This window comes from Amycolatopsis sp. NPDC052450 (assembly GCF_044547565.1).
Classification (GTDB): domain Bacteria; phylum Actinomycetota; class Actinomycetes; order Mycobacteriales; family Pseudonocardiaceae; genus Amycolatopsis.
The window spans coordinates 15066-30537 of sequence record NZ_JBIUAQ010000038.1; the positions used below are offsets into that span (position 1 = coordinate 15066).

At 68.9% G+C, this 15472-nt stretch carries 16 protein-coding genes; 12 read left to right on the plus strand and 4 right to left on the minus strand.

Translation table 11 applies throughout. The features are described from left to right. Positions 1–462 precede the first annotated feature (462 nt). Entirely contained in the window at positions 463–2745 is a 2283-nt protein-coding gene (locus ACIHAO_RS37545; protein WP_396566164.1) for a tetratricopeptide repeat protein, read from the minus strand. Positions 2746–3136: 391 nt separating this feature from the next. Here ACIHAO_RS37545 and ACIHAO_RS37550 point away from each other — a divergent pair, with 391 nt between their 5' ends. Beyond that, complete coding sequence (locus ACIHAO_RS37550; protein ID WP_396566166.1) at positions 3137–4072, plus strand: DMT family transporter; 936 nt, start codon at positions 3137–3139, stop codon at positions 4070–4072. Here ACIHAO_RS37550 and ACIHAO_RS37555 read toward each other — a convergent pair. Then, on the minus strand, positions 3997–4503 hold the full coding sequence (locus ACIHAO_RS37555; RefSeq protein WP_396566290.1) for a GNAT family N-acetyltransferase: 507 nt from the start codon (positions 4501–4503) through the stop codon (positions 3997–3999). The genes ACIHAO_RS37550 and ACIHAO_RS37555 overlap by 76 nt on opposite strands. A 135-nt stretch (positions 4504–4638) precedes the next feature. On the opposite strand from ACIHAO_RS37555, the gene ACIHAO_RS37560 reads away from it, so the two are divergent. After that, the gene (locus ACIHAO_RS37560) at positions 4639–4839 is read left to right on the plus strand and encodes a hypothetical protein (RefSeq protein WP_396566167.1); all 201 of its coding nucleotides are present in this window, start codon (positions 4639–4641) and stop codon (positions 4837–4839) included. A gap of 133 nt (positions 4840–4972) precedes the next feature. Here ACIHAO_RS37560 and ACIHAO_RS37565 read toward each other — a convergent pair whose 3' ends face one another. Next, the gene (locus ACIHAO_RS37565; protein WP_016333454.1) at positions 4973–5332 is read right to left on the minus strand and encodes a VOC family protein; all 360 of its coding nucleotides are present in this window, start codon (positions 5330–5332) and stop codon (positions 4973–4975) included. 89 nt (positions 5333–5421) lie between these two features. Here ACIHAO_RS37565 and ACIHAO_RS37570 point away from each other — a divergent pair, with 89 nt between their 5' ends. The 5 genes from ACIHAO_RS37570 (at position 5422) to ACIHAO_RS37590 (ending at position 9290) form a co-directional block, all read left to right on the plus strand. After that, entirely contained in the window at positions 5422–6615 is a 1194-nt protein-coding gene (locus ACIHAO_RS37570; RefSeq protein ID WP_396566170.1) for a zinc-dependent alcohol dehydrogenase, read from the plus strand. Positions 6616–6675: 60 nt separating this feature from the next. Further along, entirely contained in the window at positions 6676–7092 is a 417-nt protein-coding gene (locus ACIHAO_RS37575) for a CBS domain-containing protein (RefSeq protein WP_396566172.1), read from the plus strand. A 149-nt stretch (positions 7093–7241) separates the two neighbouring features. Then, positions 7242–7718, plus strand: a complete 477-nt coding sequence (locus ACIHAO_RS37580) for a DIP1984 family protein (protein ID WP_396566174.1) — start codon at positions 7242–7244, stop codon at positions 7716–7718. Positions 7719–8082: 364 nt separating this feature from the next. Beyond that, positions 8083–9087, plus strand: a complete 1005-nt coding sequence (fgd, locus tag ACIHAO_RS37585; protein ID WP_125788324.1) for a glucose-6-phosphate dehydrogenase (coenzyme-F420) — start codon at positions 8083–8085, stop codon at positions 9085–9087. A gap of 23 nt (positions 9088–9110) precedes the next feature. Beyond that, entirely contained in the window at positions 9111–9290 is a 180-nt protein-coding gene (locus ACIHAO_RS37590) for a hypothetical protein (protein WP_396566176.1), read from the plus strand. A 338-nt stretch (positions 9291–9628) separates the two neighbouring features. On the opposite strand, the gene ACIHAO_RS37595 is transcribed toward ACIHAO_RS37590, so the two are convergent. Beyond that, entirely contained in the window at positions 9629–10042 is a 414-nt protein-coding gene (locus ACIHAO_RS37595; RefSeq protein WP_396566178.1) for an SsgA family sporulation/cell division regulator, read from the minus strand. Positions 10043–10477: 435 nt separating this feature from the next. Here ACIHAO_RS37595 and ACIHAO_RS37600 point away from each other — a divergent pair, with 435 nt between their 5' ends. The 5 genes from ACIHAO_RS37600 (at position 10478) to kstD (ending at position 15462) form a co-directional block, all read left to right on the plus strand. Then, a complete protein-coding gene (locus tag ACIHAO_RS37600) occupies positions 10478–11401 on the plus strand; it encodes a hypothetical protein (protein ID WP_396566292.1) in 924 nt (307 codons plus the stop codon). Positions 11402–11461: 60 nt separating this feature from the next. Continuing rightward, a complete protein-coding gene (locus ACIHAO_RS37605; protein WP_396566180.1) occupies positions 11462–11977 on the plus strand; it encodes a winged helix-turn-helix transcriptional regulator in 516 nt (171 codons plus the stop codon). 48 nt (positions 11978–12025) lie between these two features. Then, positions 12026–12544, plus strand: a complete 519-nt coding sequence (locus tag ACIHAO_RS37610; protein WP_396566182.1) for an SRPBCC family protein — start codon at positions 12026–12028, stop codon at positions 12542–12544. Next, entirely contained in the window at positions 12544–13581 is a 1038-nt protein-coding gene (locus ACIHAO_RS37615; protein ID WP_396566184.1) for an LLM class flavin-dependent oxidoreductase, read from the plus strand. Before ACIHAO_RS37610 ends, ACIHAO_RS37615 begins: the two co-directional genes overlap by 1 nt. A 132-nt stretch (positions 13582–13713) precedes the next feature. Further along, complete coding sequence (gene kstD / locus ACIHAO_RS37620) at positions 13714–15462, plus strand: 3-oxosteroid 1-dehydrogenase (protein ID WP_396566186.1); 1749 nt, start codon at positions 13714–13716, stop codon at positions 15460–15462. Positions 15463–15472 lie beyond the last annotated feature (10 nt).

The following is a 15472-nucleotide window of genomic DNA, read 5'->3' on the forward strand; positions in this document are numbered from 1 at the left end:
CCGCCCCCCCGCGTGCCTGTTCTTTTTTTAGGTCGGCGGGGGGGGGGGGGGGGCCCCCCCCCCCCCCCCCCCCCCCCCCCCCCCCCCCCCCCCCACCCCAGTGTAAAACCGCGCACGCAGGAATAAACCAGACATTTCTCCGGTCGATCGTGTCCTTTATGGACACCCAAGGCGCGACCGGCTCCTCGGGGGCATGCCCCGAATGCCCCTTGTCTACCTTGAAGCATCGAAGAACCTTCATCGGAGGCTGAGCTACGCCATTTGCCTTACCTCTCAATAGAACGATCATTGCCACTCACGACCCGCGCTCAAGTCTCACAAACTGCCCAAAAGGGACACCGCGATCTGGGCTTGTGTCCCTTATGGACGATCAAGAACGCGCCAGGCTCTCCTTACCTCGCTCTAGAGGCGGCGCGTCGGGGTCAGCGGCTCATGACAGGTGAAGGGCCCCTTCAGCCCGCTCTAAACCGCGCCTTCGAGGCGGCCCCGCAGCACGCTCGCCTTCCGGTCGTCGAGATCCATGACGAGCTGGAGCGCGTCGCGCCAGGCGGTCATGGCCTCGTCTCCCCGTCCCCGCGCGGCCAGCGCGCAGCCGCGTTCGTCGAGCGCGTCGGCCTGGCCCCAGACGTCGCCGCAGTTCCGGTAGGCGGTCAGCGCCTGCTCGCAGTACACGAGCGCCTGGTCCAGGTCGCCGAACCGGCGGCTGGTCCTGGCGAGCGGCACCAGCGCGAAACCCATGCCGTGCTGGTCCGCGTCCTTCGCGTACGTCTCGAAGGCGCGGTGGCCGTGGTCGAGGGCGAGGTCGCGTTCGCCGAGATCGCGGTACGCGCGGCCGAGGTGGACCCGCGCGGTCGCTTCGCCGAGCCGGTAGCCGATCCGCGCGTTCACCTCGACGCTCTTTTCGGCCAGCCGCACGGCTTCGGCGTAGTCCTCGCGCTCATGCGCGATGTTTCCGAGCCCGACCAGCGCCCAGCCGAGGCTCGGGTTCTCGCCGATCTCATCGGCGATCTCGACGGCCTGGCCGAACAGTTCGTGCGCGCGGTCGAGGTCGCCGCGCCGCCGGTGCGCCTCGGCGAGGTTGATCGCCGACCACGCCAGCCCGCCGAGGTCGTCGCCCGCCTTCGCGGACTCGATCGCGACCTCGTGGCTGGAGATCCACGTCTGCCACGGCCTGCCGAGCAGGTGGTAGTCGAACAGTTCCACCGGCAGCCGCCAGCCGATCTCGTACAACCCGTGGTCCAGCGCCAGCCGGGCGACGCCGGTGATGCTCGGCATCTCCGACGCGCACCAGATGTAGGCCTCGTCGAAGGTGGCGAACCGGAGCGGCTCGACACCTTCGGGCGCGGGGCCCAGGTCGATGTGGTGGTCACGGGCCGGGGTCAGTGTCCAGCTCGCCGCGTTGGCCGCGTGGAGATACCAGTGGGCCAGCCGGGAGACCGCCGCCTGCCGCTCGTCCCGCCATTGCCCGGCCGCGGCCTCTTCGGCGGCGTAGACGCGGAGCAGGTCATGGAAGCGGTAGTACTGCGCGCCGATCTGCTGGACGAGATGGGCGTGCACGAGTTTGTCGAGAAGCCGGCGCGCGTCGTGTCCGGGCAGTCCGGCGAGCGCGGCCGCCGCGCCCGCGGTGAACCGCGGGCCGGGGTGGAGGCCGAGCAGCCGGAACATGCGGGCGGTGTCGGCCTCCAGCGCGCGGTAGGACCAGCTGAACGCGGCCCGGACGCCGACCGCGTCGTCGTCGACGGCGAGCAGTTCCAGGCGCCGCCCCTCGGCGACGAGTTCGCCGGCGAGCTCGCCGACACTCTGATGCGGATGCGTGGCGACCCGTTCGGCGGCGATGTTCACCGCGAGCGGCAGCGCCGCGCACAGCCGGACGAGCCTGCCGACGCCTTCGGGATCGCCTGCCGCGCGTTCGTCGCCGATGAGGTCGGCCATGAGCCGCGTCGCTTCGAGTTCTTCCAGTGGCTCCAAGGAAACCTGGACCGCGCCGCTGCCGACGACCAGTCCGGAGAGCCGTCGCCTGCTGGTGATCAGCACGGTGGTGTCCGGCGTGCCGGGCAGCACCAGCCGCACCTGCTGCGAGTCGAGGGCGTTGTCCAGCACGACGAGCGTGCGCTGGCCGCGCAACAGGCCGCGCAGCAGCGCGAGCCGCATGTGCTCCTCGGCGGGGATGCGGTCGGGGCGGACACCGAGACAGCGCAGGAGGTCGTCGAGGATGTCGGCGGGTTGCGCGGGGGAGCCCGCCGCGTAACCGCGCAGATCCGACCAGAGGACGCTGTCGAACTCCTCCTGGCGGCGGTTCGCCCAATGCAGGACGAGCGCTGTCTTCCCGACGCCGGGCGGCCCGGCGACGAAGACCACTTTGGCCGCTTCGGTGAACACTTTTTCGTCGAGCAGGGCGAAATGTTCCGCACGGCCGACGAAATGACCCGGCGGCGGCGGAAGGTGCACGTACGGTTCGGCGCGGGCGGCTTCGGCGAGCACGATCAGCGTCCCGCCCGCCCCCAGCGCGCGATCGCAGGCCGCGGCGAATTCCGCGCTCGGCGGGGTGAGGCCGCGTTCGACCCGGCTGATCAGACTTTTGTCGACATAGGCGAGTTTCTGGAGATCGCGCAACGCCAGTCCGACGTCCTGCCGCCGCTGCCGCAGCGCGCGCCCGAACGTCAGCGCGGCCGTGGAAACCGGTCTCGGTTCCGCGCGTGCTTTCCCGGTCTCGCCGGATCTGGCGGAGCCGGAATCCTCGGTCACCAGAAGCACCTTTCTCCCCGCTTCGCGGCAGATCGTGCCACAACCTTCCCATTGCCTGGGTCACAACACGGACACCGGGTGTGCGGAGGTGCGAAGACAGCCCGCAAACTGAGCGAGAACGCGCCCGTTCCCCACCGGTGCGCCAGTCGAAAGGGAGGTGGATCATGCGCGACCGCGAAATGTGAGCAGGCCCTGTTCCGCCTTGCGAACAACCGGGCGAGTACTGATCTCCTCGGAAACCGGCCGTGGCCGCCTTTCCCGGCGCCCACGGCCGGGACCTTTCGGAACATGTAGGAGCGCTTAACGTCGGTGTAGATCTTTTCACTTGTCCTGACGAGTCGCCCGAGGCAGCTTTGGAGAGGTATCGAAGCGGCCCGGCGAAAGGAATCAAGTGAGCATCGGCGCGCCGGGAACCCTGGTCCGGATGGGTGTTCTCGCCCTGTTGTGGGGATCGGGGTTCCTCTGGATCAAACTCGCGCTGACCGGGCTTCCGCCCGTTCAGGTCACCGTCATCCGCTGCGCCCTCGGCGCGGCCGTCCTTCTCGTGCTGAGCCGCTGGGCCGGGCAACGCCTCCCGCGCGGCCGCCGGATCTGGGGCAGGCTCCTCGTCGCCGCCTTCTTCTGCAACGCCTTGCCGTTCGCGTTGTTCAGCATCGGTGAACTGACCGTCGACTCCGGTGTCGCGGGGGTGATGAACGCGACGACCCCGTTGTGGTCGTTGCTGATCGGCATCGGGATCGGCGCCGAACGCCGGATCACCGCGTCCAGGGTGGGCGGGCTGATCCTCGGTTTCAGCGGCATCCTGCTGATCTTCGCGCCCTGGCAGAAAAGCGGCTTGCTCGGCTGGGGGACACTGGCCCTGCTCGGCGCCGGCCTCAGCTACGCCATCGCTTTCGCTTACATGGGAAGGAAACTCGTCGGCGAAGGCGGCCCGATCGCGATCTCCGCCGCCCAGCTGCTGACCGCCACCGGGTTGAGTGCACTCGCGCTGCCGTTCGACGTGGCACCGGCCGGACCGCTGAACGTGACCGCGTTGATCGCCGTCGTCGTCCTCGGCATCTTCGGCACCGGCGTCACGTTCTACCTCAACTACCGGCTCATCGCCGACGAAGGCGCCACTTCCGCGGCGACCGTCGGCTACCTGCTGCCGGTCGTCTCGGTCGCGCTGGGCGCGATCGTGCTCGGCGAGGACCTCGGCCCGCGGGTGCTCGCCGGGATGGCGGTGGTGCTGCTCGGAGTCGCGCTGACGCGTTACGTGAGGTCTTCGGCGAGCAGATCCATCAACAGCCCGTCGTGCCAGCCGTCGCCGTCGGTGTCGCGTTCGTAGCCGCGCATCACCCCGACCTCGCGGAAGCCGACGGCCTTGTAGCAGCGGATGGCGGCGTCGTTGTCCACGGCGGGATCGATCACCAGCCGGTGGTGCCCGCGATCGTGCAGCAGATGGCGGGCCATCGTGCGGACGGTGTCCGTGCCAAGCCCGCGGCCGTGCGCGGCCGGATCGAGGAAGAGGTCGACCGACGCGTGCCGGTACATCGGGTCCTGCTCCTCGCCGTACTGGACGAAACCGCGGACGACGCCTTCCTCCAGGACGGTGAAGCAGGCCGTCGTGGGGTCGTCGAACGGCCAGGTGGGGGAGTCGTCGACCGAACCCCAGCGAGCCCCGACCTCGGCCGTGCCGCGGATCCGCCGCAAATCGGCGACGTGGGCTTCGGTGACCGGGGTCAGCGTCACGATCTCCCCGCGCAACTCGGTGGTCAGTTCCCGCTCCGTCCGCTCGTACGAATGGCGCCAGTCTAGGGAGAAATCGGCGGGGGCGCCGCCGGAACAGCACGGAGAGAGGGTGTCTTCCCGGCCCGGATCAGGTATCAACGAAAGGGAAGGTGGAGGTGGGTCATGGGGAACCCGATCGAGGGACTTCGTCCGGTGGAAGAACTGGCCGACGGCGGCCCGACGGCCGTGCGGGCCGCGGTGCTGCGCAAGGCGACCGAAGCGGTCGTCAGGAACGCCCGCGACGCGACGGATTGCCGGATGCTGCTGGAGATGCTGGGGTTGCATTCCGAGCCGTCGGTCCGGGCAGGCGATCAGGCCGCCTGAGCCCGCGAGCTCGTGTGGCGAGCGGGGACAGGTCAGCGTTGATCAAGGCCAGCCTTCACCGCATCCAACGCGGCGAAGGCTCCCTTCCAACCCATTACCCGGCCGAGTCACGGACCCCGGCGGGGCCTCGCTCTCAACGCCGCGGCAATACGCAGAATTCGTTGTCCTCCGGGTCGGCCATGACCACCCAGTCGTCCGATTCGGGGTCCTCGACGACCCTGGCACCGAGTGACACGAGCCTCGCGACCTCCTCGCGTTGCTCGAGTTCGGTGGGGGCGAGGTCGAGATGCAGCCGGTTCTTGCCCGACTTGCCCTCGGGGACCGGCTGGAAGAGCAGGCTCGGCACGTCCGGGCTCTTCAACTCGACATAGGTCACGCCGTGACCGTCGGTCCAGCGTTCGGTTTCGGGATAGCCGAGTGCTTCCTTCCAGAACGCGGCCAGTGCTTCGGCCTCACGGCAGTCGACGGCGACGGCGAGCATCCGGGTTCGCATGAATCCACGGTGGCACGGAACGGCGAGGTTTGCCGGATGCGCGGACGGGCATCCGGCGGAGAACAGGTCCACTCGCCGAAGGGAGCACCATGAAGGCCGTCACCTGGCACGGGAAACGCGATGTCCGGGTGGACACCGTCCCGGATCCGAAGCTGGTCGAACCGACCGACGCGATCGTGCGCATCACCTCGACCGGTATCTGCGGCTCTGACCTGCACCTTTACGAGGTCCTCGGCGCTTTCATCGACGAAGGCGACATTCTCGGGCACGAGCCGATGGGCGTCGTCGAAGAGGTCGGCTCCGGGGTGACGAACCTGAAACCCGGCGACCGGGTCGTGGTCCCCTTCAACATCTCCTGCGGCCATTGCTTCATGTGCGACCGCGGCCTGCAATCGCAGTGCGAGACCACGCAGGTCACCGACCGCGGCAAGGGCGCGGCACTGCTCGGCTACACCAAGCTCTACGGCCAGGTCCCCGGCGGCCAGGCCGAATACCTGCGGGTGCCGCAGGCCCACTACGGCCCGATCAAGGTGCCGGACGGCCCGCCGGACGAGCGGTTCGTGTACCTCTCCGACGTCGTGCCCACGGCTTGGCAGGCCGTCGATTACGCGAACATCCCCGAAGGCGGCACGGTCGTGGTCTTCGGGCTCGGCCCGATCGGCCAGTTCTGCTGCCGGATCGCGAAGCACCGGGGCGCGGGCAAGGTGATCGGCATCGATCTGGTGCCCGAACGGCTCGCGAAGGCCGCCGCGGCCGGCGTCGTCACCTACGACACGCGGGAGCACAAGCAGCTCGGAGATCTCATCCGCGAGACCACCGGTGGCCGGGGAGCGGATTCGGTGATCGACGCCGTCGGGATGGAGGCGCACGGGGCCCCGGTCGGGCGGCTGGCGCAGAATCTCGTCGGTCTCCTGCCCGATCCGATCGGCGCGAAGATCACCGAGAAGGCCGCGGTCGACCGGCTCAGTGTGCTGTACGCGGCCATCGACTGTGTCCGGCGCGGCGGCACGATCTCGCTGAGCGGCGTCTACGGCGGCATGGTCGACCCGCTGCCGATGATGGAGCTCTTCGACAAGCAGATCACCTTGCGGATGGGGCAGGCCAACGTCCGGCACTGGCTCGACGACATCATGCCGCTGATCGCCGACCCCGCCGACCCGCTCGGTGTCGAGGGCTTCGCGACGCACAAGCTGCCGCTGGCGCAGGCGCCGCACGCTTACGAGATCTTCCAGAAGAAGCAGGAGGGCGCGGTCAAAATCCTCCTCGAACCGTCTGCGGCTTGAGGTGTCGGTGCGCGACTGGCGGGTATCCGGAATGCGGATCCTGACGAAAGGAGTGATGGGATGACCACGGCACGAGACATCATGACCGCGGGCACGACCTGTGTGTCCGCGTCCGACACGGTGCTCGACGCGGCGAAGAAGATGGCCGCCGAGTCGGTCGGCGCGATGCCGATCTGCGGTGAGGACGGCAAGCTCAAGGGCATGCTGACCGACCGCGACATCGTGGTGAAGGTGCTCGCCGAAGGCAAGGACCCGAGGGCGCTGCACGCCTCGGAACTCGCTCAGGGCGAGGCGGTGACGATCGGCGCGGACGACGGCGCCGAGGAGATCATGCGCACCATGGCGAACCACAAGGTCCGGCGGCTGCCGGTGATCGACGGCCACAAGCTCGTCGGCATCGTGGCACAGGCCGACGTGGCGAGGGCACTGCCCAACCCGGACAGCGGCGAACTGGTGGAAGCGCTGTCCTACGACTGACCGGCCATACTCGCACCCGTGCGGCTCTCCGGATTCGAGACGATCCGGAGGGCGCACGGGGATCGTTCGCGCGCGTTGGCAGGCGAACGGCTCCAGCGCGTGCTGAAAACGGGATGCGGCGGTCTTCGATCTTGGTGATACTTCGCGGCATGTCCCGGATCAAGCTGGCCGAAGCGCTCGCCTTGCGCGCCGACGCGACCAAGAAGGTGGAGGCACTGCGCTCCCGGATCGTCGACAACGCGCGGCACCAAGAGGGCGAAGAGCCGTCGGAAGACGCGTCCGCCCTGCTCGTCGAGGCCGAAACCGCTTTGGGCGAACTGGAATCGCTGATCCAGCGGATCAACCGGACCAACGCCGCGACCCCGCTCGGGGAAGGCACGATCACCGACGCGATCGCGCGCCGCGACGTCCTCCGGCTCCGGCACGGTGTGCTCACCGCGGCCGCCGACGCCGCGGCCGGTCGTAACCAGGGCGGCTACGGCCGCCAGCTCCGTTCCGAACTCCGGTATCTCTCCGCGCTTCCGGTCGCGGAACTGCGGTCCCGCGCGGACCGCGTCGCGGGGGAGATCCGGGTGGTCGACGTCGAGATCCAGCGCACCAACTGGGAGACCGATCTCCTGGACTGAACGTGGAAAGCAGGTAGCCCTCCGGGAAGCGGGCACAAGCCGAGGGCCGGCGGTACTCCGGCCCACCTCCTGGCACGTGGCGGGCAGCGTGGGGTTCGACTCCCCGATCACAACTCCGCCCAGCACGACGCACAGGTGACGGCGCAAACGGCACAGTTCATCACCACGTGCCGGTCCCGGAGGGCGAGGGTGGGTACGGGGTCTTTCCACGGTCCGGCGGTTCCGCACCGCATTCCCCTCGGCATTTCCCTCGGCACAGTGGTGTTCCCGACACCCTTCACGCGGTCGAAGCATGGGCGGAGCTGATCGACTCTGTGCCAAGGTGAAAAGCGGAACAACCCAAGAGCCCAGGTGGTGACCCCGGATGGCACTGAAGATCGGTTACAAGGCGTCGGCCGAGCAATTCGGCCCGCGCGACCTCGTCGAGTACTCCGTGCTCGCCGAGCAGGTCGGGCTGGACAGCGTGATGGTCAGCGACCATTTCCAGCCATGGCGGCACCAGGGCGGGCACGCGCCGTTCTCGTTCGCGTGGATGGCGGCGGTCGGCGAACGCACCGAGCGGGTCGTTCTCGGCACCAGTGTGCTGACGGCGACCTTCCGCTACAACCCGGCCGTGGTGGCGCAGGCGTTCGGCACCCTCGGCAGCCTGTACCCGGGCCGAGTCCTGCTCGGGGTCGGCAGCGGCGAGGCCCTCAACGAGGTCGCGGTCGCCCGCATCGAGTGGCCCGCGTTCAAGGAGCGGTTCGCGCGGCTCCGCGAGGCGATCGAGCTGATGCGCAAACTGTGGACGGAAGAGCGCGTCACGTTCGAGGGCGAGTACTTCCAGACCACCGACGCCACCGTCTACGACCGTCCCGAGGGCGGCGTGCCGATCTACATCGCGGCAGGCGGCCCGGTGATGGCGAAGTACGTCGGCAAGCAGGGTGACGGCTTCATCTGCACCAGCGGCAAGGGGATGGAGCTCTACACCGAGAAGCTGCTGCCCGCGGTGGCGGAAGGCGCGGAGCAGGTCGGCCGCGGCACCGGCGACATCGACAAGATGATCGAGATCAAGCTGTCGTACGACCCGGATCCGGCGCAGGCGCTGGAGAACACCCGGTTCTGGGCACCGCTCTCGCTGACGCCGGAGCAGAAGGCGGGTATCGAGGACCCGGCCGAAATGGAGAAGGCCGCGGACGCGCTGCCGATCGAGCAGGTCGCCCGCCGCTGGATCGTCACCTCCGACCCGGCCGACGCCGTCGAGCAGATCAAGCCGTACGTCGAGGCGGGCTTCAACCACCTCGTCTTCCACGGCCCCGGCCACGATCAGGAGCGGTTCCTGCGCTCGTTCTCCGAACAGGTCGTCCCGGGTCTCCGCGAACTCGGCTGACCCGGCGCGGGTGGCGGCACCGCGTGGACGGTGCCGCCACCCGGCCGCTGGAGCGCGATAAATTCGACGGCCTTTTCCTGGCCGACGTCCTCAGGGTCTACGACGTCTATCGCGATTCGCGGGATCCCACGGTGGGCACGGGAACCCAGGTCCCGGTGAACGATCCGCTGCTGTCGGTCTCGGCGATGGCCGCGGTCACGTGACCAAGGGCCGGATCGCCTGGAACATCGTGACGTCCTATTCGGACAGCTCGGTTCCCGGCGTGTTCCTCGCCGAACCGGCGCCTCAGCGGACGCTGGTGCTGTATCAGGCGGGGACGTCGACAAAGGGACGGTCTTTCGCGGCGAAACAGGGCGAGCTACGAAGGGCTCGACGGCTTCATCGACCTCGTGGTCCCGGAACTGCGGCGGCGCGAACTGGTCCGGGAGGACTACGAGGGCGAGACCTCGCGGGAGAGCATCTACGAACCAGGCCAGGCGCGGCTGCGCGACGACCACCCTGGCGCTGCGTACCGCCGCGTTCGCGAGCGTCCCGCCGTCGATCAGGACTCGGTGACGAGTTTGCCGATCTCCTGGTCGAAGTCGAACCATTCCGGCTCGGAACCGACTGGCACGAAGTCGTAGGTGCGGTCGAGGAATTCGGCCAGTTCCTGTGCCGGGGCTTCGAGGACCGCGCAGCCGTCGGGCGCGCTGAGGGCGAAGATCACGATCGAGGTGTCGTCCGCCGGGCTGATGATCACGTCGCCCTCACCCGATGGAGTGAGAAGTCCGTCCGCGAGCAGGTCACGGCCGAACATCCACCGGACCGTCCCTCCGCCCGAGTGGTAGGCCACCACGACGGCGTAGGGATCCTCCGGGTCGTATTCGAGATCGGCCTTGACCGGGAGCGGGTCCGCACCGAAAGTGCGCAGACCGAAGACGATCGTCCCCCGGATGAGGTCGCTTTCCTTGTCCAACGCTTCAGCCCCTTACGTTCGGTTGCTGTTGATCTTCAGCTATTGATAACGCAATGTGAAGCCTTTTCGTGACCCGAGTTGACAAGGTTCACACGTTCGGCTGAGAGCTGCGTCTCAGGTGCTCACGGACGGTTCCCGCCGGGCACGTGGGGTGAGCAAGCCGGAATGCGATCATTCGTGCAAAAGAAAGTGATTCCGCACGTGCATATTCCGGTGAATGAAAATAGCCAACCATTCGGCGGAGTGCATCGGTATTTGTCGTGGTTAGCATCATTGTGCGTCGTTCGCGTATTCCAGGAGATCGGCGTTGCTCCGTCCTGGACCTTGACGAGCTTGATCGTTGTGGATTCGGGAGGGAGCGAAAATGGGCGTACGAATCACCGTCGCCATTCCGGTGCGTGGACCAGGAGCGTCGCCGTGATCGACCGGCTGCCGCTGCGCGTCGGGCGGTCCGACATCGACCGGCTGGAGGGCGTCATCGCCGCGCTCCGGGCGCGCGACTACCGGGAAGGCGGCGGGTCCTGCCGGGACCTGCTGCGCGTGCTCGAGCCCTACGGCACGGCGCTGCGGCGGGGAACGATGTCCGATCAGCTGGCCAGGCGGCTGGCGGGAGTGGTCGCGGATCTGCACAACCTGAGGGGCTGGACGGAATTCGACTCCGGCCGTCCTGTCCGGGCGGAGCGGCACTTCCGCCGCGCGCTCGAGCTCGCGACGGAAGCGGGCAACGACGACCTCGTCGCCAACGTCCGCTACCGGCTCGGCCGGATGTATCTGCATCACCGCACTCCGGTGGAGGCGCTCGAGCAGTTCGGTCAGGGGCAGGTCGCGGCGCGCCGGGCGGGAAGGTCGCTGTCGCAGGCGATCCTGTCGGCGAACGAGGCTTGGGCCTACGCGCTGCTCGGCGACGTGTGCCGGGCGCTGGACAAGCTTTCCCTTGCCCCGGAACAGTTCGCCGATTCCGCCGGGGACGCCGTCCCGTCGTGGTCCGCCTTCTTCACGGCCAACGACCTCGCCGCGATGATCGGCACGGTGCGCACCGAACTCGCCAGGCTCGTCGACGTCCGGCACAGCCGGGAGGCCATCCCCGCGCTCACCGAGGCCATCGACGGCTACGGCCCGGACATGGTGCGCAGCCGGTCGCTGACGATGATCTGGCTCGCGGTCGACCACGCGCTGGAAGGCGACCTCGACCGTGCGGCGGAGGTCGGTCTCGCCGCGATGGAGGTCGCGGACGGAATCCGTTCCGCCCGGACGCGAGACCGTTTGCGGCCGCTGTCGGAAAGCGTGCGGCGGCGGGTGGGCGATATTAATGCGCGGGATCTCCTTGACCGGATCGCAACATTTCGCGCCAGCGCCTGAGCGCCGGAGAATAGGTGGAGGAATGACCGGATCAATTTCGCCGGGCGTAGGCTCGCGGGCATGAAACGGACTTCGTTCGCGCAGTGGCCGTGTTCGATCGCGCGCACCATGGACCTGCTCGGCGACTGGTGGACGCCGCTGGTCCTGCGGGAGGCCTTCTACGGGATCCGCCGGTTCGACGAGTTCCAGCAGGAGCTCGGTATCGCGCGGAACACCTTGGCCGACCGGCTGCGCCGCCTGGTCGGGGAAGGGCTGCTGGAAAAGCGCGCCTACCAGGCCGACCCGGTCCGTTACGACTACGTCCTGACCGAGAAGGGCGCGGATTTCTACGGTGTGCTCGCGGCGATGTCGCGCTGGGGCGACCGCTGGCTCGCCGAGGAGGCCGGGCCGCCCATCGTCCTCCATCACGAGACCTGCGGGCGCGATACGCACGCCGAGGTCGTCTGCGCGCACTGTGCCACGCCGCTCACCGCCGAGAACACCCGCGCGCGGCTCGGGCCGGGCTATCCGCCGAAGCTTGCGAACCGGCCTGACGTGGTCCGCCGCTTCGCCGCGCAGGAGGGTTTGACAACGTAAGTCCATCTACGCAACTATCGAGGTCACGAGCACGGGAGGGCGACCACGATGGAGTGGACGGGCGCCAAGTACGCCGACAAACCGACGGTCGAGGTCGAGGCCTGGGTCGACGCCGATCCGAATCGGGTCTGGTCGATCGTCTCCGACGTGCGGCTGATGCCGGAGATGAGCCAGGAAGTCCGATCGGTCGAATGGTGCGATGGCGCGGCCGGTGAAGCCACGGTCGGCAGGCGGTTCGTCGGCCGCAGCGAGCACGACTCGTTCGGCGAATGGGAGACGACCTCGTACGTCGTCGAATGCGAGGCGCCGCGTGTCTTCGCCTGGGCGGTGCAGGATCCCGAAACGCCGACCGCGGTGTGGCGCTTCACGCTGGAACCCGAGAACGGCGGCACCAAGCTCCGGCAGTGGATGCAGATGGGGCCGGGGCGGTCCGGGCTTTCGCTGGCCATCGACCAGATGCCGGACAAGGAGCAAAAGATCGTCTTCGTCCGGTTGCGCGAGTTCGAGAACGCGATGACCGGGACCCTCGCCGCGATCAAGGACCGGGCAGAGGCCGGCGGCGCCTGATGCGGACGGCGACCACGGTCGAGGCCTCGCGCGGTTGGCGGGAAACGCTCGACTTCGTGCTGGAGGCGGAAAAGCTCGGTCTCGACGACTGCTGGGTCGCCGAGGCGTGGGGTTCGGACGCGCCGTCCGTGCTCGGCTACCTCGCCGCGCGGACCGAGCGGATCCGGCTCGGCTCGGGGATCATCCAGCTCGGCACCCGGACCCCGGTGGCGATCGCGCAGGCCGCGCTGACGCTCTCGGACCTGTCCGATGGCCGGTTCGCCCTCGGACTCGGCGCTTCGGGGCCGCAGGTGATCGAGGGCCTTCACGGCGTTTCGTTCGCCCGGCCGCTGACGCGGATGCGGGAAACGGTCGCGATCATCCGTCAGGCGTTCGCGGGGGAGAAGATCTCGTTCTCCGGCAAGGAGTTCGAGATCCCGCTGCCGGGTGAGAGCAGGCCGATGCGGCTGTCGGCGGCACCGAATCCGGACATCCCGATCCACCTGGCGACGCTCTCACCGAAGCTGCTGGAACTGACCGGCGAGGTCGCGGACGGCTGGTTGGGCACCAGTTTCGTCCCGGAGGGTGCGGACGCCTACTTCTCGCATCTCGACGCCGGACTCGAGAAGTCGGGCCGGTCGCGGTCGGACCTCGAAGTCTGCCAAGGTGCCGAGGTCGCCTTCGCGGCGGACGAGGACGAGTTGCGCGGGATGGTCGCGGGCCGCAAGGGCGAACTCGCGTTCAGTCTCGGCGGGATGGGTTCGGCGAAGACGAACTTCTACAACAACGCCTACAGCAGGCAAGGCTGGGCCGAAGCCGCCGCCGCGGTGCGGGAGCGCTGGCAGTCGGGCGATCGGGAAGGCGCCGCCGCGCTGGTGACCGACGAGATGGTGCTCGGCACGACGCTCATCGGCACCGAGCCGATGGTGGCGCGGCGGCTGCGCGTCTGGCGTGACGCCGGCGTCGACACGGTCCGGCTGTACCCGGCGGGGGAGACGGTCGCGGATCGGCTCGCCACCCTCGGCCGCGCGCTGGACCTGGTCCGCGCGCTGGGCTGAATGCCCGCGCCGGTTGAGGTGACCGGCGGAGCGAAGCCGGTCCCGCCTGCTCCAAGCGGGTAGAACTTGTTTCACTTTTGCCTGTCGTCCGGAGAACATGACCTCGCTCGATCCCCCACGCGAGGAGGATTCATGGGTCCCGATTTTCGCCTGTCCCGGCGCCAGGTGCTGCGCGGTACGGGGATCGCGCTCGCTTCGGGACTGCCGTTCGCCGGGACGGCGTCGGCCGAGGCCGCGGTGCTCGGCGAATACGACGTCGTCGTGGTCGGGGCGGGCGCGGCGGGGATGACCGCCGCGCTGACCGCGGCCCGGCGCGGACTCAGTTGCGTGGTGCTGGAGAAAGCGGCGAAATTCGGTGGTTCGGCCGCCCGTTCGGGGGCGGGGATCTGGATTCCGTGCAATCCGGTGCTGGCCGCGGCCGGCGTCCGCGACACCCCGGAGCAGGCCGCACGGTACTTGGCCGCCGTGGTCGGCCCGTCGATCCCCGCCTCGCGGCAACAGGCGTTCCTCGCCAACGGTCCGGCGATGCTGTCGTTCGTGATGGCCAACAGTCCGCTGCGGTTCCGGTGGATGGAGGGCTACAGCGACTACTACCCGGAGCTGCCCGGCGGGATGCCGGACGGCCGCTCGATCGAGCCCGACCAGCTCGACGGGAACATCCTCGGGGCCGAACTGGCCAACCTGAACCCGCCCTACCTCGCGACGCCCGCGGGGATGGTCGTCTTCAGCGCCGACTACAAGTGGCTCGCGCTGGCCGCGGTCAACCCGAAAGGCGCCGCGGTGGCGGCCGCTTGCCTCGCCCGCGGCACGGCCGCCGCGCTCGCCGGGCAGAAACCGCTCACCATGGGCCAGTCGCTCGCCGCGGGACTGCGGGCGGGGTTGCGGCGCGCGGGTGTCCCGGTCTGGCTGAACACGCCGTTGACCGATCTCGTCATCGAGAACGGGAAGGTCACCGGCGTGACCGTCGCGGCGGGCGTGGTGAAGGCCCGGCGAGGCGTCATCGTCGGCTCCGGCGGATTCGAACACAACGCCGCCATGCGGGCCGAATACCAGCGCCAGCCGATCGGTACACAGTGGACGGTCGGTGCCCGGTCGAACACCGGTGACGGGATCCTGGCGGGCAAACGTGCCGGAGCCGCACTGGACCTGATGGACGACGCCTGGTGGGGACCGGCGATCCCGCTGCCCGGCGAACCGTACTTCTGCCTCGCCGAGCGGACCCTGCCCGGTGGGCTGATGGTGGACGCGGCGGGCAAGCGATTCGTCAACGAAGCGGCGCCGTACAGCGACGTCGTGCACACGATGTACGACCGGAACCCGACGTCACCGGCCATCCCGGCGTGGCTGGTCGTCGACCAGCATTACCGCAACCGGTATCTCTTCCGTGACGTCGCACCGCTGTTGCCGCTTCCCGACGCGTGGTACTCGGCGGGCGCGGTCAAGAAGGCGTGGACCGTGGAGTCGCTCGGCACCGCGATCGGTGTCCCGGCGCAGGCGTTGCGCGCCACGGTCAACCGGTTCAACGGCCAGGCACTGTCCGGTGTGGACAGTGACTTCCGCCGGGGCGCCAGTGTCTACGACCATTACTACACCGACCCGTACGTCCTGCCGAACTCGTGCCTCGCCCCGCTCTGGGAGCCGCCGTTCTACGCTTTCAAGATCGTCCCTGGCGACCTCGGCACGAAGGGCGGGATGCGCACCGACGCGCGGGCGCGGGTCCTGCGGGCGGACGGCTCGGTCATCGCCGGCCTGTACGCCGCCGGGAACGCCAGCGCGGCGGTGATGGGCAACAGTTACGCGGGCGCCGGTTCGACGATCGGGCCGGCGATGACCTTCGGGTATGTCGCGGCGAACGACCTCGCCGGTCAGGCTGCGAGCTGATGGAGCACTC

Bases quoted from the DNA above. Each gene is read 5' to 3' on its own strand.
- ACIHAO_RS37560 (WP_396566167.1), top strand. From the start codon at position 4,639: ATGGGGAACCCGATCGAGGGACTTCGTCCGGTGGAAGAACTGGCCGAC.
- ACIHAO_RS37565 (WP_016333454.1), bottom strand. From the start codon at position 5,332: ATGCGAACCCGGATGCTCGCCGTCGCCGTCGACTGCCGTGAGGCCGAA.
- ACIHAO_RS37570 (WP_396566170.1), top strand. From the start codon at position 5,422: ATGAAGGCCGTCACCTGGCACGGGAAACGCGATGTCCGGGTGGACACC.
- ACIHAO_RS37575 (WP_396566172.1), top strand. From the start codon at position 6,676: ATGACCACGGCACGAGACATCATGACCGCGGGCACGACCTGTGTGTCC.
- ACIHAO_RS37580 (WP_396566174.1), top strand. From the start codon at position 7,242: ATGTCCCGGATCAAGCTGGCCGAAGCGCTCGCCTTGCGCGCCGACGCG.
- fgd (WP_125788324.1), top strand. From the start codon at position 8,083: ATGGCACTGAAGATCGGTTACAAGGCGTCGGCCGAGCAATTCGGCCCG.
- ACIHAO_RS37605 (WP_396566180.1), top strand. From the start codon at position 11,462: ATGAAACGGACTTCGTTCGCGCAGTGGCCGTGTTCGATCGCGCGCACC.
- ACIHAO_RS37610 (WP_396566182.1), top strand. From the start codon at position 12,026: ATGGAGTGGACGGGCGCCAAGTACGCCGACAAACCGACGGTCGAGGTC.
- ACIHAO_RS37615 (WP_396566184.1), top strand. From the start codon at position 12,544: ATGCGGACGGCGACCACGGTCGAGGCCTCGCGCGGTTGGCGGGAAACG.
- kstD (WP_396566186.1), top strand. From the start codon at position 13,714: ATGGGTCCCGATTTTCGCCTGTCCCGGCGCCAGGTGCTGCGCGGTACG.